This window comes from Flavobacterium sp. N1994, assembly GCF_025947145.1.
Lineage (GTDB): Bacteria > Bacteroidota > Bacteroidia > Flavobacteriales > Flavobacteriaceae > Flavobacterium.
Map to the genome: position 1 here is coordinate 1,854,344 of NZ_CP109999.1, position 18,918 is coordinate 1,873,261.

Sequence of the window (18,918 nt, forward strand, 5' to 3'; positions counted from 1 at the left end):
TAAGATAAAGTTGGTTGCAAATAAAAATGCCTTTCGATAAGGAAAGGCATTTGTTATATTTTATAAAAGGATTAGTGATGTAACACTTCTTCTCCTTCTTTCATTGGTACGTTTTGAGGAACAAAATCTTCATCGTGACCTGGTTTGCTATAATCATAAGGCCATCTGTATACATGAGGAATTTCTCCTGGCCAGTTACCGTGGATGTGTTCGATTGGGGCTGTCCATTCCAAAGTGTTAGATCTCCATGGATTTTGAACTGTTTTCTTTCCGTAGAAAATACTGTGGAAGAAATTCCACAAGAATACCAATTGGAAAACACCACCTACTAATGCAAAACTAGTAATGATAACATTCACATTTTGCAAATCATCAAATAATGGGAAGTTCGTATTAGTATAATATCTTCTTGGTAAACCTGCCATTCCAATAAAGTGCATTGGGAAGAATACTCCGTATGCACAAACTGCTGTTACCCAAAAGTGAACATAACCTAAATTTTTGTTCAACATTCTTCCGAACATTTTTGGGAACCAATGGTAGATTCCAGCGAACATTCCGTAAAGAGCAGAAATACCCATTACTAAGTGGAAGTGAGCTACAACGAAATACGTATCATGAACGTTAATATCAAGCGTACTATCTCCTAAAATAATTCCGGTTAATCCTCCTGTTATAAAAGTAGAAACTAGTCCAATAGAAAATAACATAGCAGGATTTAATTGCAAGTTCCCTTTCCATAAAGTGGTGATATAGTTAAATGCTTTTACAGCAGATGGAATCGCAATCAATAAGGTTGTAAAAGTAAATACAGAACCTAGGAATGGATTCATACCTGAGATAAACATGTGGTGACCCCAAACAATAGTGGATAAAAATGCAATCGCAATAATTGACATAATCATAGCTCTGTAACCAAAGATAGGTTTACGAGAGTTAGTAGCTATAACTTCAGATGTAATACCTAAAGCTGGTAATAATACGATATAAACCTCAGGGTGACCTAAAAACCAGAATAAGTGTTCAAATAATACTGGAGAACCACCTTGGTAATGTAATACCTCACCAGCAATATAAATATCAGATAAAAAGAATGATGTTCCAAAACTTCTATCCATGATTAACATTAAAGCTGCAGAAAGTAATACAGGGAAAGAAATTACTCCAATGATTGCAGTAATAAAGAATGCCCAAACTGTTAGAGGCAATCTTGTCATCGACATTCCTTTTGTTCTTAAGTTAATTACGGTAACAATATAATTTAAAGAACCTAATAAAGAGGCGGCGATAAATATTGCCATAGAAACTAACCATAAAGTCATACCTGTTCCAGAACCTGAAATAGCTTGAGGTAAGGCACTCAATGGTGGATAAATCGTCCATCCTGCATTAGCTGGTCCTGATTCTACGAATAAAGAACAAACCATAACAACACTTGAAAGGAAAAATAACCAGTAGGATATCATATTCAAAAGTCCAGAAGCCATATCTCGTGCTCCAATTTGAAGTGGAATCAAAAGGTTACTAAAAGTACCACTCAAAGCGGCTGTCAACACAAAGAATACCATGATGGTTCCGTGTATAGTAACTAATGACAAATAGATTTCATTTGACATTACTCCATTTGGAGCAAATTTATCACCTAAAAGGAAATTAAATATTTTGAATGATTCTTCTGGCCAAGCCAATTGCATTCTGAAAAGCATAGACATCCCAACACCGATGATTCCCATGAAAATACCTGTAATTAGATATTGTTTAGCAATCATCTTGTGGTCAATACTAAAAATGTATTTAGTAATGAACGTGTCTTTATGGTGATGTTCGTGATCGTGATCGTGTCCGTGATCGTGAGCTTCTGCTGACATATAAGTTAACTTTTAAATTTTATAATTATTTCATTTCTACTTTAGCAACTACAGTAGAGTCGGTGCTTTTAGCAGAAGTTGAATCTTTTGATTGTGTTTCATTTCCATCAGCTGCTTTTGCCTCTGTAGCAGCATTTTTAACAGCTTGTACAATGGTTTTTGGAGCATTCTCTTTTAACCAAGCTTTATATTCTGATGGTGTATCAACTACAATTTTCATTTGCATATTGTAATGTGAGGCACCACAAATTTTATTACATAATAATAAGTAATCAAAAGTATAAGGATCAAGTGCTGGTTCTCCTTTTGCCACTAATTCGGCACTTTTCTTAGTTCTTATGTTATTGATATTGGCTACTTTCTCAACCATCTCTGGATTCTCTCTCATTTCAGCAGTAGTTACTGTTGGAATGAATGAGAAATTTGTTACCATTCCAGGAACACAGTTCATTTGTGCTCTAAAGTGTGGCATATAAGCTGAGTGTAATACATCTTGAGAACGCAATTTGAAAATAACTCTAGTTCCTTTTGGAATATGCAATTCAGATGTCATAAAATCATCTTGAGCATTTGGATCTGATAAATCTACTCCTAAGTTATTTACTCCTTCAATATATCTTACGTTAGCTTTTCCTAACACATCATCAGCACCTGAGTATCTTGCAGTCCATTTGAATTGTTGTGCATAAAGCTCGATAACAATAGCATCTTTATCGTCTTTTTCGTTAACAAACATAATGTTCGTCCAAGCATACAATCCATAAAGAATTAGAACTGCTAATACTATAGCTGGAATAATACTCCAAATAAATTCTAATTTATTACTGTCCGCAAAATAAAGCGCTTTTTGACCTTGTCTTCCTCTATATTTAAAGGCGAAGTAATGCAATAAAGCTTGAGTTATAGTTTGAACAATAAATATAAGAACCATAGTAATAACCATCAGGTTATCGATTTGTGGTCCGTGTGCTGATGCTGAACCTCCAATTAATGGAAATTTACCATAGTTTACTAGACAAAAAATAGTTGTAATGTAAATGAAAACAAGGAAACCAAACATCAAGTAACCGTTTACTTTATTATCATTATCATTGGCCACTTGCGTGGTATTAACATTTGCGCCAACTTGAGTTAAGTCAAATATCTTAGTTAACTGCCACAGGGCAACTGCCAATAAAACTACAACTATAAGTACCAAAAGAGTTGTCATTTGTAATTTACTTTAAATATTAATAATGAAAATGTTTACTTTCCTCAATAAATGGATTTCGTTTTGGAACTAACGGTGCTTTTGTAAGAGCACTGAAAACTACATAAATGAATAATCCTAAGAAGAATGCTAATGATGAAATTTCTGGTATTCCAATAAACCATCTATCTCCAACTGTTGCTGGCATAATCATATTAAAGAAATCAATATAATGTCCAAACAAAATAACTATTCCAGCCATTACAATAATCCAAGCAATACGTTTGAAATCAGTATTGATTAAAAGTAATATTGGGAAAACAAAGTTCATTGCCACTGCACCAAAGAAGGTAATGTTATAATGCTCAATTCTCATAACGAAGTAAGTAACCTCTTCTGGAATATTGGCATACCAAATCAACATGAATTGTGAGAACCATAAGTAAGTCCAAAATACGCTAATACCAAACATGAATTTTGATAAATCGTGAATATGACTTGAGTTTACATTTTCTAAATACCCTTTAGATTTTAAGTATAAAGTTACCATCTGAATAGCTGTAATACCGCTTACGAAGAAACTTGCAAATACATACCATCCAAACAAAGTACTAAACCAATGTGGGTCAACAGACATAATCCAGTCCCAAGACATTATAGATTCTGAAACTATAAAGAATACTAAGAATGCCGCAGACATTTTGAAATTCTTTTTGTAATAACTATTGTCATTCGATTCGTCTTGAGCCAAACAGTTTTTTCTAGAAAAAAATCTGTAAAGATTCCATACGGTTAAGAATAATGTAGCTCTAATAATCCAGAATGGAAAATTCAAGTATCCTGCTTTACCTTTTATGATTTCATCTGTAGCTCTCACTTTCTCATCCATCCAAATAAATAAATGATTCATGTGGAAACCTGAAGCCAAAAGAATGATAAAGAAAATAATAGAACCTGGCAATAAATAAGAAGTAATCCCTTGCATCACTCTGAATAATACAGGTGACCATCCTGCTTGTGCCACTTGTTGAATAGCATAGAAAGCTAAAGCTCCCATAGTAATCAACATAAAGAATATACAAGCAACATATAACGCTGCCCATGGTTTATTTTGTAATTGACTTAAAACGTGCGCTGCGTGTTCCTCATGCTCTTTTGCAGGATCAACAACCTTTTCAGTAGCAACTTCTGGTTTAGCAGCAACTACAGGGGCAATAGCTTTAGCGATAGTATCATGAGATGTTGAATCTACAACCGTTTTAGCAACTTCTTCATGGTTAGCAACAGCTTCTTGTGCTTCTGCTTTAGCTTCATGATTTACTGCTGCTGCTTCGTGACCTTCATGAGATTCTTCAGCTTTCAGAATAGTCTCAACGTCTTGAATTGTTTTGGGTGCAGTTAAAAAACCATAACCAATCCCAAGAATTCCAACGATCATTAAGACAAAGGAAAAGGTTTTTAATTTACTTGAAAATGTATACATATTAATAACAATCAGTTTGTTCTACAATTTATAATTTGCTTTTAAGTTCAAGAACATAAGCAGCAATCATCCAACGCTCTTGTTGAGTCAATTGATTCGCATAAGAACCCATTGAATTTAAACCATATGTTTCAACATGGAAAATACTTCCAACTGTAACTTGTCTGTCTTTGTAATTTGGAACTCCAAGGAATTTTTGTTGTTTTACTAATTTTCCCATTCCGTCTCCAGCTGTTCCGTGACAAATAGCACAGTATATACCGAATAATTCTTCAGCCTTTTTCATATCAACAGCTGTAGAATCTAAAGGTGATTTTACAATTGTTTTAGAAAAATTATACCCTTCCGTCGTATTTGGGATTTCATAAGGAACAAATCCTCTTTTGATTGATCCACTTGGAGGAAGTTGACCTTCTTTACCTTTTAATCCTGTCGGAGAATTGAAAGCGCCAGATTCTGAATACGTTTCATAAGCTACAGATTCATACATGTTTGGCATATATTGGTAGTTAGGTTTCTTATCATCTTTACAAGAGGACAGAGAAACTACTATACCTAATACTATTGCTATTTTAAATAAACTTTTCATATCTATTTTAATGCTTATCAATTACTTTAACTTCTACTGCACCTGTACCTTCGAAGAATTTTACCAATTCTGCTTCGTCACCTTTCACAGCTACTTCCATCAAAAAGTGGTCATCTGTAGTTCTCAAATCAGGATTTTCAGCTTTTTTAAATGGCCATAATTTACTTCTCATATAAAAAGTAATAACCATTAAGTGTGCTGCAAAGAATACAGTCATCTCAAACATAACCGGAACGAATGCTGGCATATTTTGAATATAACTGAAACTTGGTTTACCACCAATATCTTGTGGCCAGTCTTGAATCATGATATAATTCATCATAGTCGTTGCCACTGACAACCCAATACATCCATAAATGAAAGCACAAATGGCTAACCTTGTTGGTGCAATTCCCATAGCTTTATCCAAACCGTGAACTGGGAAAGGTGTAAAGACTTCTTCAATGTGATGATGAGCGGCTCTTGTTTTGTGAACTGCATCCATTAATACATCATCATCATTGTATATAGCGTGTATAACTTTATTACTACTCATAGCAATTATTAATGTTTATCTGAATGATTATGACCTTCTAATTCTCTTTGTCTTTTGAAATTCTCACCAGAAGATTTCAAAATAGTTTTAACCTCTGCTTGAGCAATCACAGGGAATGTTCTAGCATATAATAGGAACAATACAAAGAAGAAACCAATAGTTCCGATGAATATTCCAATATCCACAAATGTTGGTTGGAACATCGTCCAAGATGATGGTAAATAATCTCTGTGCAATGACGTTACGATAATTACGAAACGCTCAAACCACATACCAATATTTACAACAATCGAGATTATAAATGAGAACATAATACTAGTTCTCAATTTTTTGAACCACATAAATTGTGGAGAGAATACGTTACAAGTCATCATCGACCAATAAGCCCACCAGTAAGGTCCAGTAGCTCTATTCAAGAAAGCATATTGTTCAAATTCAACTCCAGAATACCAAGCTACAAATAACTCAGTAATATAAGCAACCCCAACGATAGAACCTGTAATCATAATTACAATGTTCATCAATTCGATATGTTGAATAGTGATGTAAGCTTCAAGATTAGACACTTTTCTCATAATAATAAGCAAGGTGTTTACCATGGCAAAACCTGAGAATACCGCTCCAGCCACAAAGTAAGGAGGGAAAATTGTAGTATGCCATCCAGGAACTACAGAAGTAGCAAAGTCAAAGGATACAATCGTATGTACAGAAAGTACAAGTGGTGTAGCTAACCCTGCCAGTACCAAAGATACTTCTTCAAAACGTTGCCAATCTTTAGCTCTTCCACTCCAACCGAAACTTAAAATAGTATAGATTTTTTTAGCAAATGGTGTTACAGCTCTATCTCTAAGCATCGCAAAGTCAGGCAATAATCCAGTCCACCAGAAAACTAATGATACAGAAAGATAGGTAGAGATTGCAAATACGTCCCAAAGTAATGGTGAATTAAAGTTTACCCATAAAGAACCAAACTGATTCGGAATTGGCACTACCCAGTATGCTAACCAAGGACGACCCATGTGAATGATTGGGAATAAACCCGCTTGGATTACCGAGAAAATGGTCATCGCTTCCGCAGAACGGTTAATCGCCATTCTCCATCTTTGACGGAATAATAATAATACAGCGGAGATTAATGTTCCTGCGTGCCCGATACCTACCCACCAAACGAAGTTAGTGATATCCCAGGCCCAACCAACAGTTTTATTTAAACCCCAAGTTCCAATACCAGTTGAGATGGTATAGATGATGCATGAAATTCCCCAAAGGAAAGCTACTAATGCGATAGAAAATACAGTCCACCACTGTTTATTGGCTCTTCCTTCGACTGGAGCAGCGACATCTACAGTTACATCGTGATAAGATTTATCACCTATAACTAATGGTTTTCTAATGGGTGCTTCGTAATGAGACGACATAATCCTTTATTTCTTAATTAATTATTATACTACGTATTTCTAACTTTAACGTGATAAAACACATTAGGTTTTGTACCTACACTTTCTAATAAGTGGTACATTCTCTTATCTTGAGCCAATTTGGCCACTTGACTTTCTTTATTGTTCACATCTCCAAAAACCATAGCGCCTGTTGAACAGGCAGCTGAACAAGCCGTTTGGAATTCATCAACAGCAACTTCTCTTCCTTCACGTTTAGCAGTAAGGATGGTTAATTGTGTTTTTTGAATACACATTGAACATTTTTCCATTACCCCACGAGAACGAACGTTAACATCTGGATTAACAACCATACGACCTAAATCATCATTCATATGGAAATCAAATTCGTCGTTATTATTGTATAAGAACCAGTTGAAACGACGTACTTTATACGGACAGTTGTTAGCACAGTAACGAGTACCCACACATCTGTTGTAAGCCATCATATTTTGACCTTGACGACCGTGTGATGTTGCAGCAACTGGACAAACAGTCTCACAAGGAGCATGATTACAATGTTGACACATTACAGGTTGGAAAGATACTTGTGGATTAGCTGCAGGATTTTCCATTTCACCAAATCCTCCTAATGAACCTTTTTTACCAAATAATCCGTCGAAGCTTTCTTTTTTCTCGTTATCTCCAGCAAAAGTATCTTCTGATGAATAATATCTATCAATACGCAACCAGTGCATATCACGACTTCTTCTGATTTCTGCTTTTCCTACTACTGGAACGTTATTTTCTGCATGACAAGCAATAACACAAGCACCACATCCAGTACAAGCATTCAAATCGATTGACAAGTTAAAGTGATGTCCTACTGAACGATCAAATGGCTCCCATAAATCTACTTTAGTAGCTTCTACTTCTTTGTGATCCAAAGAAACCATAGCAACCGAGTTCCATACTTCTGGCTCGTCATATTTGGCATTAAATATCTCTAGAGAAGTTTCTTTAATAATATCCCCTCTACCCATCAAAGTTTTTTGTGACTGAACACAAGCAAACTCATGTTCTCCACTTCCTTTAGCAATAGAAGCTGATTGTACATTATTGAAATTAGCATAGAAAGCATAAGCATTAAGCCCAACTTGCATCTCTTCTTTCAATCCTGTTTTTTTACCGTAACCTAAAGCCAAACCTAAAGTTCCTTTAGCTTGTCCTGGTTGAACGATAACTGGAACATTTTCCAATTTAATTCCGTTAACCGTTAGTGTTGCATAACTTCCGTTAAGACCACCATTGGCCACTATTTTATTTTCTAAACCTAATGCTTTAGCATCAGCTTGTGAAACCGTAACATAATTATCCCAAGAAACTCTTGTAATTGGATCTGGAAACTCTTGCAACCATGGGTTATTAGCTTGTTGTCCATCCCCTAAACCAGTTTTGGTATACAATACTAATTCATATCCTTTAACAGGTGCAGATGCCGCTAAAGCACTAGCCGCTGCTGCTGCATTAGCAGAACCACCAGATGCCGCTCCAGAAACACCAACAGCAAGACCATCATGAACCGTTTGATTCCATGATTTTCCGCTAGTATAATTTGCTGCATTGGCTTTCAAATAATCGTAGTATGCTGCACCATTACCATTCCATGACAATAATCCTTCTTGGAATTGTTTAGAACTGAATAACGGACGAATAGTAGGTTGTGTTAAAGAATAAGTTCCTTTAGTCAACTCTAGATCATTCCATGACTCTAAATAATGAGGTGCTGGAATAGCAATATTGGTTATAGAAGCTGTTTCATCTTCTCTCAAAGAGAATGCAGCTGATAATTTTACTTTTTTCAATCCGCTTACGAATTTAGCCGAATCAGCTAAAGTGTATACTGGATTTACACCGCTCATGATTAAAGTATGAACACTTCCTGCATTCATATCAGCAATCAATTGCGCTACTTTTTCATTAGAACCTTTTCTAATTTGACGAGTTCCTGAAGTTGAAAATGCCTCACTAGCTAAAGCTTGATTAATAGCTAAAACTACTAATTGTGCATTTTTATCTTGAATTCCAGAAACTAAAAGTCCTTTACTTCCTGCAGCTTTCAATTGTTGTGCTGCTTTTATAACTACATCTTCATTATCCACTTTTCCTGTAGATATTGCAGAACCTGTAATTACATTATATATTTTAACTAAAGCTTGTTTTTGATTAGCAACAGTCATTGGAACTCTCTTATCAGCAGCTGCACCAGACAATGTCATATTAGCTTCAAACTGATAGTGTTTTGACATTTTTCCTGCTTGAGGAATTCTTCCTTTAGCATAGCCTGAATCAAAACTTCCACCTTGCCAATCTCCTAAGAAATCTGCATCTAAAGAAACTATCGTATTTGCTTTTGAAAAATCATAATCTACCAAAGCTCTTTCGCCATAAGCTGCTTCAAAAGCATCTAATGCCGCAGACTCAGAAACAGCATCATAAACAACATGTTTCGCAGTTGGATTTTTAGCAATAAACTCAGCAATCAACTTTTCAGTAGATGGACTTGCCAAAGTGTTAGTCAATAAAACGATTAGACCTCCTTTAGCTTTAGCCTCAGCTAAACTTGCTTTTATTTTCAAATCAGCTTCTTGCCAAGACGCTTCTTTTTGTCCAACTTTAGTAACTTTCAAACGCATACTATCATATAATGATAATACAGAAGCATGAACTCTTGCATTGGCAGCAAACTTAGCACCAGCAATAGTATTGTTTTCTATTTTAATTGGACGACCTTCTCTTGTTTTTACTAACAAATTAGCAAAATCAAAACCATCAAACATAGAAGTTGCATAAAAATCGGCAACACCTGGAATGATTTGTTCAGGTTGTAAAACGTAAGGTATTGATTTGTGTACTGGACCTTCGCAAGCCGCCAATGTAGCAGCCGCTGTACTGAATCCAACGTATTTCAAGAAATCACGACGAGTTGTTGAGGATGAGGATAATGAGTCTTTATCAGATAAAAAATCCGCTGTTGGAATTTCTTCTACAAATTCATTATTTCTAAGCGCCTCAACAATAGAACTATTTTCGTTTAGCTCCTCAACACTTTTCCAGTATTTTTTGTTCGATGACATCGTATATAAATATTAGCTTCTTAATAAATTTATTAGTAGTGACACTTACCACATTCTAAACCTCCCATTTGTGCAGCAGTCAATTTGTCTACTCCATATCGTTTAGAAAGTTCTGCGTGAATTTTGTCATAGTATTTGTTACCCTCCATTTTAACATCAGTTTCACGGTGACATTTAATACACCATCCCATAGTTAAAGGAGCAAATTGTTTTTGAATTTCATAGGTTTGAACTGGACCGTGACATTTTTGACATTCAATACCTGCAACAGTTACGTGTTGTGAGTGATTGAAGTAAGCAAAGTCAGGTAAGTTGTGAATACGAACCCATTTCACAGGACTTGTTTTTCCAGTGTATTTAGCTCCATCCCAACCAACAGCTTTGTATAATTTTTGGATTTCTCCATCATAAAATGCTTTTGAATGCTCAGGCGTTGCTGTAGTATCTGAAACCTCAGCAATATTTTTGTGGCAATTCATACACACGTTTAATGAAGGTATTCCAGCATTTTTACTAACTCTAGCTGCAGAGTGACAATATTTACAATCGATCCCGTTACTTCCAGCGTGTATTCTGTGAGAATAATGGATTGGTTGAATAGGCTCGTAATTTTGGTCGATACCAATTTGCATCACCCAACCGTAGAAGAAGTATCCACTAGCCAATATCAAAAATACTGTAGATACAAATACCAAGAATTGATTTTTAGCAAACGCTCTCCAAATAGGTAATGTTGCTTCTTTTTCTGCTGCTTCAATGCCATTCGCTTTAGCTACTTTAGTCAACACATTGTTCACAAAGAACAACATGATTACTAACATCAACATCACTAAAGATAAAGCTCCTAAAATAACATTGTTGGAAACACCATTATCGGCTGCTGTAGTTCCTGGAGGCCCTGCAGTAGTTGCGGTTTTTGGCTCTTCTTTTGGCGTATCCGTATAAGCCAAAATATTATCCACATCTTGTTTAGACAATTGTGGGAAAGCTGTCATTACAGATTGATTATTTTCTGCAAACAATTTAACCGCATCAGCATCGCCTGATTTTATCAAGGCAGAACTGTTGGCAATCCATTTGTAGAACCAATCTTTGGCATGACGTCCTGTTACTCCTCTTAAGGCAGGACCTGTCATTTTCCTGTCTAAATTATGACAAGCTGCACAGTTGGTATTAAACAAAGCTTTTCCAGCTACTGCATCACCTCCAGTGGTTGCGGCTGGTGTAGCTGCAGCTGGAGCGGCTGCCGTTGTAGTGGCAGCTGGCGGTGGTGTTGCTTGTGAAAATGAAGTGAAGGAGAATGTTAGCATTAAAGCTAAACAGAAGAGTATTTTCCTTGAAATCGAATTATGGTTACCCACTTTTTTCATATAATATAGTGATTATCTACTAATGTTGGCATGATTTTTTCTGAAAGCAATTCAGTTTAAAAATCGACACTTTATTAAAAACTTGCACAAAAATACGACTTATGAACTATTCTCAAAACCTTAAATATATCTTAAATATCAATTTATATTAATTCTAAATAACATTTAAGGTTTTGTTTAATTTATTAAGTTTTACATTTGTATAAAAATCAAATCATTATGCCAAATTTATCCCAATTAAAAGTTTTTTTAGCGCTACCTTTTCTTTTATTATTATCACAAAAAAGTCATTCTCAAGACGGAAAAGTGACTGTAACTCAAGATCCGAAATTTGAACAACTACTAAACGAAAAAAGAAAAATAAACAGCTCTATAACCATAAATGATCGTTATAAAATTCAAATTTTTAACGGGGATACCGAGAATTCTAAGAAAACGTTGCTCGATTTTAAAAGAGACAATAAGAATATGGATGCTACTATTGTTTTTAGCACTCCTTTATATAAGGTATGGGTCGGCAATTTCAAAACCCGAATTGAAGCCGAAAAAAACCTAAATGATCTAAAGAAAAAATATCCAAATGCTTTTTTAATTAAGCCGAATAAATAAAAAAGCCCCCGATATAATCAGGCCTTTTTTATAGACCATGAATCCGCATGTAAAATAGCTTTTTATCTGCCGGTGTTCTTTGCGTCTTTTTATATTCTTTCAATAATTCTTTATTTGATTCTAGTATTCTTAAAATATATTTATCAGAGAGAAAAGTTGGCGTACCGTTTACCCTATCAAGAACTAACGGTATTTTTTTTAGTTCAGAAGTGTTGTTTCCGTTACTGATTAAAGTCATAGCCAAAGCACCTCCGAGTCCACCAATCATTCCTCCATAAGTCACATAATATCCCCCAAAATCGAGATTACTCTCGAACACTTCATCAATAAAGTAGCGGTCACCCATAATTTCAGTTTTCAAATAATACCGAACCGTTGAGAATTGAAATAAATTGATGTAAAAATTTTGCCCATCACTAAATCCATAAAATGCAGTTTCTATCCTTCCGGTGACTCTGTTTGTAAGACAAAAACCCTCCTTATACTTAGTGATAGAATAATCTTCCAGACTTAGTGCGTGTTGGTTAAAAACATCCTTATAATTAAGATAAACCCCTTCTTTGATGTTTGTATTTTTTGTATTAACAGGCTCATCTTGGTCAAAAGGAATCGGTGTTTGATAAACTTGTTTGGAATTTTTATAATTCTCAAAAGTATTTTTTATAGCTGCAGTAATTAATGCAGGGTGCAACTTAGTTACATCTGACCGTGTATTTTCTCTAGTTGCAAAATAAGTTCCTAAAATATATTCTTTCCCATCTGCTCCTTTTTCAATGATATCCAGAACAACAGTTGCCGAAGCCAATTCCTTTCTATTTGTTTCTGTATTGGCGCTTGCTTCGGTAATATACAATTCATTAATCCTGACTGAAATAGGCTTTATATTATCTTTTTTTGGATACAATACTGCAAACAACGACCGCAGTTCTTCAATAAAAGGCTTTTCAAAATTGGCAGGAACCTTATTGTTGAAAAGCTCATAAACTGTACCTATATTTTCAGTTACTTGTCTACCATCGTATATATTTTCAATATAGAAATCACTATCAATGGCAAGGTTATTTTTGTTTGCTAAAGAAATTAAATGAACCTCATTGTCTTGAGCAAAGGCTCCAAGAGTAAAGAACATGTAAAAAGTAAATATCGTTTTTTTCATAAAACTGCCTTATTTGTAGCTAAAATAAAAAAGTCCCGATTAAATCGAGACTTTTTATTATTATTTGATCTTTTTCTTCACTTCCACTTCTTGGAAAGCTTCGATGATATCTAGTTGCTCAATGTCGTTGTAATTCTTGATTTGCATACCGCAATCATAGCCTTTAGAGACCTCTTTAACATCGTCTTTAAAACGTTTTAAAGTAGCTAACTCTCCAGTATAAATTACAACGCCTTCACGTATGATACGTATTTTAGAGTTTCTAAAGATTTTACCATCGGTAACCATACATCCAGCGATAGTTCCCACTTTAGACACTTTAAATATTTCTCTGATTTCAGCCGTTCCAGTAATTTCTTCCTTCATTTCTGGAGAAAGCATTCCTTCCATAGCATCTTTCAAGTCATTGATGGCATCATAAATAATAGAATAGTTTCTGATATCGATTTCTTCTTTTTGAGCCAGTTGACGTGCATTTCCAGCCGGACGAACATTAAATCCAATAATAATCGCATCCGAAGCAGAAGCTAACATAACGTCAGTTTCTGTAATAGCACCAACTCCTTTATGGATAATGTTGATTTGAATTTCTTCTGTAGACAATTTAGCGAACTCACTAGAAAGTGCTTCTACAGAACCATCCACGTCTCCTTTAAGGATAATGTTCAATTCTTTAAATTGTCCTAAAGCTATACGACGACCAATCTCAGCCAAGGTAATATGACGTTGTGTTCTAACCGATTGTTCACGCATTAACTGAATACGTTTAGTAGCAATTTGTTTAGCTTCTCTTTCGTCTTCAAATACATTAAACTTATCTCCTGCAGTTGACGCACCATCCAAACCTAATATAGATATTGGTGTTGATGGACCAGCCGTTAAAACATTATGACCTCTTTCATCATGCATCGCTTTCACTTTACCATGATTTTTTCCTGCCAATACATAATCCCCCACTTTCAAAGTCCCCGATTGTACCAAGATAGTGGACACATATCCTCTACCTTTATCTAATTGAGCTTCAACAACAGTTCCAACTGCTGGTTTATTTGGATTTGCTTTTAAGTCTAATATTTCAGCTTCAAGCAATACTTTTTCTAATAATTCTTTAACTCCAGTTCCTTTTTTAGCTGAAATATCATGCGATTGGTATTTACCACCCCAGTCTTCTACTAATAAGTTCATGGCTGCTAATTTCTCTTTGATTTTTTCAGGATTGGCTCCTTGTTTATCAATCTTGTTAATAGCAAATATCATAGGAACATTAGCCGCTTGCGCGTGACTAATAGCTTCTTTGGTTTGTGGCATGATATCATCATCCGCAGCTACTACAATAATAGCGATATCGGTAACTTGAGCTCCACGAGCACGCATAGCGGTAAACGCTTCGTGACCTGGTGTATCCAAGAATGTGATTTTTTGTCCTCCATCTAAAGTAACAGCATAAGCTCCGATATGTTGTGTAATTCCTCCTGATTCACCTGCGATTACATTTTCTTTACGGATATAATCTAGTAACGATGTTTTACCGTGATCTACGTGACCCATTACAGTTACGATTGGCGCACGAGATACTAAATCTTCTTCTCTATCTTCAACAATTTCAATTGCGTCTTCGATATCAGTTGTTATGAATTCAACTTCAAAACCAAATTCATCTGCAACAATAGATAAAGTCTCAGCATCCAAACGTTGATTCATCGTAACCATGATTCCTAATGACATACATGTTCCTATAACTTTAGTAATAGGCACATCCATCATGGTCGCTACTTCTCCAACAGTAACGAATTCTGTTACTTTGATAGTTTTGCTTCCTTCCTCAAGCGCTTGCATTTCTTCCTCACTTCTTTGACGGTGAGAATCACGTTTATCTCTTCTGTATTTAGCTGCTTTAGATTTGTTTCCTTTACCTTGTAAACGCTCTAAAGTTTCTTTAATTTGATTTTTAACTTCTTCTTCAGTAGGCTCTACTTTTTGAACTATAGCAGGACGATTTCCTTTTTGGAAACCACCGCCTCCTGGTTTGTTACCTCCTGGTTTATTAGGCCCAAAAGCATTACTTCCTCCTCCACCAGCAGTAATAGCCGGTTTGCCTGCTTCTCCAGCTTTAGGCAATATTCTTTTTCTTTTGTTTTTATTCGCGTTATTATTTGCTCCTGCATTTTGTGCGTTTGCTGGAGTTCCAGCAGCAGGCTTATTGGCGTCTTTTTTGAACTCTTCTTTTTTCTTTTTAGGCTTATTAAACTGAGTTAAATCTATTTTTTGTCCTGTTAAGACTGGCCCAGTAAGATTTTGATATTGTGTAGTGTGTGTTTCGTCTACAGGTGCTTCTTCTGCAACAACTTGTGGTTTTTCAACTGCTTTGATTTCAACTGCTTTAGTTTCAACTGGAGCAACTGGTGGAGCTATAACTTCTTTTGGCGTTACAATTTCTTTCTTTTCAGCCGTAATTTTTGGTTCTTGAGCCGGAGGAGTTGGAGTTGCTTTAGGTTGTAAATCGATTTTTCCAACTTGCTTGGGACCCGTAACAACCGCTTTTGCTTTAATCAACTCTTGTTGTTGTTGACGCTCTTCGTCTTGTTTGCGTTTGTCTTCGATTTCTTTTTCTCTTTCTATTCGAAGCGCTTCTTTTTCTTTTCTAATTTCTTCACTTACTCCTTTTGAAGCTTCTTTATTGCCTTTGTCTCCGGCAAATTGTCCGCAAAGAATAGTATATACATCGTCGGAAATTTTTGTGTTGGGACTTGCTTCAATAGCAATACCCTTATCCTTAAGATAATCCACAGCTCTTTCCAGAGAAATATTTAACTCTCTTAAAACTTTATTAATTCTAATATTTCCTTCAGACATATAATCTTTTTAATGTTATCAATTTTGGGTGAAAAAATTAGTCCTCAAACTCTTCTTTCAATATTCTTATTACTTCTAAAATAGTTTCTTCTTCTAAATCGGTTCTTCTTACTAAATCAGCAACATCTTGATTCAAAATACTTCTAGCAGTATCCAATCCGATTTTGGCAAACTCATCAATAACCCATCCATCGATTTCGTCTGAGAACTCAGTTAATTCAACATCATCTTCTTCAATTGCACTTCCTTCTCTGATTACGTCTAATTCGTAACCTGTTAAAAGCCCAGCTAATTTGATATTGTGTCCACCACGTCCTATTGCTTTTGATACTTCTTCTAATTTCAAGAATACTTCAGCTCTTTTTTTCTCTTCATCAATTTTAACGGAAGATACTTTTGCAGGACTTAAAGCTCTTGTGATATACAACTGCAAATTAGTAGTATAGTTAATTACATCAATATTTTCATTTCCTAATTCGCGAACAATTCCGTGAATTCTAGACCCTTTCATACCCACACAAGCTCCAACTGGATCAATTCTATCATCATAAGAATCTACGGCTACTTTTGCTTTTTCTCCTGGAATTCTTACTACTTTTTTAATCATGATCAAACCGTCAAAAACTTCTGGAATTTCTTGTTCGAATAATTTTTCCAAAAATTTATCTGCCGTTCTCGACATGATAATTTGAGGTTTATTTCCTTTCAATTCAACGCTTTCAATAATACCACGAACGTTATCTCCTTTACGGAAAAAGTCAGATGGAATTTGTTTTTCTTTTGGTAAAACAATTTCGTTTCCTTCGTCATCAATCAAAATTACAACTCTTGGACGAACATGGTGTACTTCTGCAGTGTAAATTTCACCTATCAGATCTTTAAATTGTTTGTAAAGATTGGTATTGTCGTGTTCGTGAATTTTTGAAATCAAGTTTTGGCGTAAAGCTAAAATAGCTCTTCTTCCTAAATCAATCAATTTTACTTCTTCAGAAACTTCTTCACCAATTTCAAAATCGGCTTCAATTTTTCTTGCTTCTGTTAGGGTAATTTCTTCGTTTTCTAAATCTAAATCGTCATCAGCAACAACAATTCTTCTTCTCCAAATCTCCATATCTCCTTTATCAGGATTAATGATGATGTCAAAGTTATCATCAGAACCGTATTTCTTTTTCAATGCATTTCTAAACACATCTTCCAAAATCGCCATAAGCGTTACTCGATCAATAAGTTTATCGTCTTTAAACTCTGAAAACGAGTCGATTAATGCAATATTCTCCATGCCTAAATTTTAATTAAATATTATTGTAACAATTGCTTCTTTTATCTCTGAATAAGGAAGAGTTAACGTCTTCTGAACCGTTTCTTTTCCTTTTCCTATTTTTTTTGGTTCTCTTGTCGTCCAACTTAGCACTATGCTTTCATCAGAAACTTGTTCTAAAACTGCTTCTATTGTTTCGGTAGCGGTTTTTACCTTTAAAGTTCTTCCAATATTTTTCTTATATTGTCTAACCATTTTCAAAGGGGTTGAAACTCCTGCCGAAGCTACTTCTAGTGAAAAATCTTGTTCTTCACGGTCTAAATTATTATCTATAGCTCGACTGATATCAATACAGTCTTGCAAATTTACACCATTATCTCCATCCAAAGTTACGGTAATTTTATAACTGTCTGAAATGTTTAAATCTACAAGAAACAAAGAAGGTCTTTCTTGTAATCCTTCCTCTAATAATTGCAAAACTTTGTCTCTAAATGCCATAGGTTGTATAAAAAGAGGGAAGCAATGCTTCCCTCATTATTTAGTTTGAATGATAAATAACGGGGCAAATATAGTTATTTTTTTATAAATCAAAAAATGTTGTTGTATCAAAAAAAAAATAATACCTTTATTGTCTTAAAATTTACAATCCAAAATTTACTTTTTATATTATGAAAAAAATCTTAGTCCCTACCGACTTTTCAGATCACGCCTATTACGCACTAAAAGTTGCTTCACAAATTGCTAAAAAAAATGGTGGAGAAATCATATTATTACACATGTTAGAATTACCTCATCAGGCTGGTGATGCTATAGGGAGTGGTCATGATTTACCTGAAATAATGCTTTTTAAAAACTTTGCCATCAATAGACTTGAGGATTTAATGGATGATGAATGTTTAGAAGGATTAAAAGTTTCTGAAATTATACAGTTTGAACTAGCATTCGACGGCATCCTGAATATTAGTAGAAAAAACGAAGTTGATTTAATTGTAATGGGTTCACATGGCGCCAATGGTTTCAAAGAAATGTTCATTGGTTCAAATGCTGAAAAAGTAGTCAGAAATTCTGAAGCACCTGTTTTGATTATTAAAAAAGATGTTGGACAGTTCAATGTAGACAAATTTGTATTTGCCTCTGACTTTTCAGATGAAATTAAAAAACCTTTCGCCAAAGTAGTTGAATTCGCCAATAAATTTGATGCAGAATTACAATTAGCTATGATTAACACTCCAAGTAGTTTCAAACCAACTCATGTTGCTGAAGAAATTATGAGAAATTTTGCTTCCAACTTTACTATTAACAAATATTCTATTAATATTTATAATGATGTAAATGTTGAAAACGGAATATTAAACTTTTCAAACCATATTGATGCAGATTTAATCGGTGTTAGTACACATGGCAGAAAAGGTATTGCACACTTTTTCAATGGTAGCATTAGTGAAGACTTAGTAAATCATGCTTCGCGACCTGTAGTTACTTTTAAAATATAATT

The 18,918-nt window shown here is 34.9% G+C and carries 14 protein-coding genes; 2 read left to right on the plus strand and 12 right to left on the minus strand.

The window, feature by feature from the left end; all coding sequences use genetic code 11:
- Window positions 1-71: 71 nt before the first annotated feature.
- From OLM53_RS08235 to OLM53_RS08270, 8 genes are read right to left on the minus strand one after another with little or no spacing between them, the layout of a single operon-like run.
- A complete protein-coding gene (locus tag OLM53_RS08235) occupies window positions 72-1,868 on the minus strand; it encodes a cbb3-type cytochrome c oxidase subunit I (RefSeq protein ID WP_264519757.1) in 1,797 nt (598 codons plus the stop codon).
- Window positions 1,869-1,893: 25 nt separating this feature from the next.
- Complete coding sequence (locus OLM53_RS08240) at window positions 1,894-3,078, minus strand: cytochrome c oxidase subunit II (protein WP_264519758.1); 1,185 nt, start codon at window positions 3,076-3,078, stop codon at window positions 1,894-1,896.
- Between the two features lie 19 nt (window positions 3,079-3,097).
- Window positions 3,098-4,540 (minus strand): cell envelope integrity protein TolA, encoded by a 1,443-nt coding sequence (locus OLM53_RS08245; protein WP_264519759.1) that lies wholly within the window; start codon window positions 4,538-4,540, stop codon window positions 3,098-3,100.
- A 28-nt stretch (window positions 4,541-4,568) separates the two neighbouring features.
- On the minus strand, window positions 4,569-5,129 hold the full coding sequence (locus OLM53_RS08250; protein ID WP_264519760.1) for a c-type cytochrome: 561 nt from the start codon (window positions 5,127-5,129) through the stop codon (window positions 4,569-4,571).
- 7 nt (window positions 5,130-5,136) lie between these two features.
- Window positions 5,137-5,664 carry a DUF3341 domain-containing protein gene (locus OLM53_RS08255; protein WP_264519761.1) on the minus strand — a complete coding sequence of 176 codons (528 nt, stop codon included), beginning with the start codon at window positions 5,662-5,664 and terminating at the stop codon, window positions 5,137-5,139.
- Between the two features lie 8 nt (window positions 5,665-5,672).
- Window positions 5,673-7,082 (minus strand): NrfD/PsrC family molybdoenzyme membrane anchor subunit, encoded by a 1,410-nt coding sequence (nrfD, locus tag OLM53_RS08260; protein ID WP_264519762.1) that lies wholly within the window; start codon window positions 7,080-7,082, stop codon window positions 5,673-5,675.
- A gap of 29 nt (window positions 7,083-7,111) precedes the next feature.
- Complete coding sequence (locus OLM53_RS08265) at window positions 7,112-10,177, minus strand: TAT-variant-translocated molybdopterin oxidoreductase (RefSeq protein WP_264519763.1); 3,066 nt, start codon at window positions 10,175-10,177, stop codon at window positions 7,112-7,114.
- 32 nt (window positions 10,178-10,209) lie between these two features.
- A complete protein-coding gene (locus tag OLM53_RS08270; RefSeq protein WP_264519764.1) occupies window positions 10,210-11,547 on the minus strand; it encodes a c-type cytochrome in 1,338 nt (445 codons plus the stop codon).
- A 219-nt stretch (window positions 11,548-11,766) separates the two neighbouring features.
- Between OLM53_RS08270 and OLM53_RS08275 the strand changes: the two genes are divergently transcribed.
- Entirely contained in the window at window positions 11,767-12,156 is a 390-nt protein-coding gene (locus OLM53_RS08275; protein ID WP_264519765.1) for an SPOR domain-containing protein, read from the plus strand.
- 28 nt (window positions 12,157-12,184) lie between these two features.
- Here the strand turns inward: OLM53_RS08275 and OLM53_RS08280 are convergent, their stop codons facing one another.
- Genes OLM53_RS08280 through rimP form a run of 4 tightly spaced genes read right to left on the minus strand, consistent with a single transcriptional unit; the run spans window position 12,185 to window position 17,921 of the window.
- Entirely contained in the window at window positions 12,185-13,312 is a 1,128-nt protein-coding gene (locus tag OLM53_RS08280) for a hypothetical protein (protein ID WP_264519766.1), read from the minus strand.
- 60 nt (window positions 13,313-13,372) lie between these two features.
- The gene (gene infB / locus OLM53_RS08285) at window positions 13,373-16,165 is read right to left on the minus strand and encodes a translation initiation factor IF-2 (RefSeq protein WP_264519767.1); all 2,793 of its coding nucleotides are present in this window, start codon (window positions 16,163-16,165) and stop codon (window positions 13,373-13,375) included.
- A gap of 37 nt (window positions 16,166-16,202) precedes the next feature.
- A complete protein-coding gene (gene nusA / locus OLM53_RS08290; protein WP_264519768.1) occupies window positions 16,203-17,444 on the minus strand; it encodes a transcription termination factor NusA in 1,242 nt (413 codons plus the stop codon).
- Between the two features lie 9 nt (window positions 17,445-17,453).
- The gene (rimP, locus tag OLM53_RS08295) at window positions 17,454-17,921 is read right to left on the minus strand and encodes a ribosome assembly cofactor RimP (protein WP_264519769.1); all 468 of its coding nucleotides are present in this window, start codon (window positions 17,919-17,921) and stop codon (window positions 17,454-17,456) included.
- A gap of 170 nt (window positions 17,922-18,091) precedes the next feature.
- On the opposite strand from rimP, the gene OLM53_RS08300 reads away from it, so the two are divergent.
- Window positions 18,092-18,916, plus strand: a complete 825-nt coding sequence (locus OLM53_RS08300) for a universal stress protein (protein WP_264519770.1) — start codon at window positions 18,092-18,094, stop codon at window positions 18,914-18,916.
- Window positions 18,917-18,918 lie beyond the last annotated feature (2 nt).

Excerpts from the sequence above, each read along its gene's own strand:
- OLM53_RS08235 (WP_264519757.1), bottom strand. The coding sequence starts at position 1,868 with ATGTCAGCAGAAGCTCACGATCACGGACACGATCACGATCACGAACAT.
- OLM53_RS08240 (WP_264519758.1), bottom strand. The coding sequence starts at position 3,078 with ATGACAACTCTTTTGGTACTTATAGTTGTAGTTTTATTGGCAGTTGCC.
- OLM53_RS08245 (WP_264519759.1), bottom strand. The coding sequence starts at position 4,540 with ATGTATACATTTTCAAGTAAATTAAAAACCTTTTCCTTTGTCTTAATG.
- OLM53_RS08250 (WP_264519760.1), bottom strand. The coding sequence starts at position 5,129 with ATGAAAAGTTTATTTAAAATAGCAATAGTATTAGGTATAGTAGTTTCT.
- OLM53_RS08255 (WP_264519761.1), bottom strand. The coding sequence starts at position 5,664 with ATGAGTAGTAATAAAGTTATACACGCTATATACAATGATGATGATGTA.
- nrfD (WP_264519762.1), bottom strand. The coding sequence starts at position 7,082 with ATGTCGTCTCATTACGAAGCACCCATTAGAAAACCATTAGTTATAGGT.
- OLM53_RS08265 (WP_264519763.1), bottom strand. The coding sequence starts at position 10,177 with ATGTCATCGAACAAAAAATACTGGAAAAGTGTTGAGGAGCTAAACGAA.
- OLM53_RS08270 (WP_264519764.1), bottom strand. The coding sequence starts at position 11,547 with ATGAAAAAAGTGGGTAACCATAATTCGATTTCAAGGAAAATACTCTTC.
- OLM53_RS08275 (WP_264519765.1), top strand. The coding sequence starts at position 11,767 with ATGCCAAATTTATCCCAATTAAAAGTTTTTTTAGCGCTACCTTTTCTT.
- OLM53_RS08280 (WP_264519766.1), bottom strand. The coding sequence starts at position 13,312 with ATGAAAAAAACGATATTTACTTTTTACATGTTCTTTACTCTTGGAGCC.
- infB (WP_264519767.1), bottom strand. The coding sequence starts at position 16,165 with ATGTCTGAAGGAAATATTAGAATTAATAAAGTTTTAAGAGAGTTAAAT.
- nusA (WP_264519768.1), bottom strand. The coding sequence starts at position 17,444 with ATGGAGAATATTGCATTAATCGACTCGTTTTCAGAGTTTAAAGACGAT.
- rimP (WP_264519769.1), bottom strand. The coding sequence starts at position 17,921 with ATGGCATTTAGAGACAAAGTTTTGCAATTATTAGAGGAAGGATTACAA.
- OLM53_RS08300 (WP_264519770.1), top strand. The coding sequence starts at position 18,092 with ATGAAAAAAATCTTAGTCCCTACCGACTTTTCAGATCACGCCTATTAC.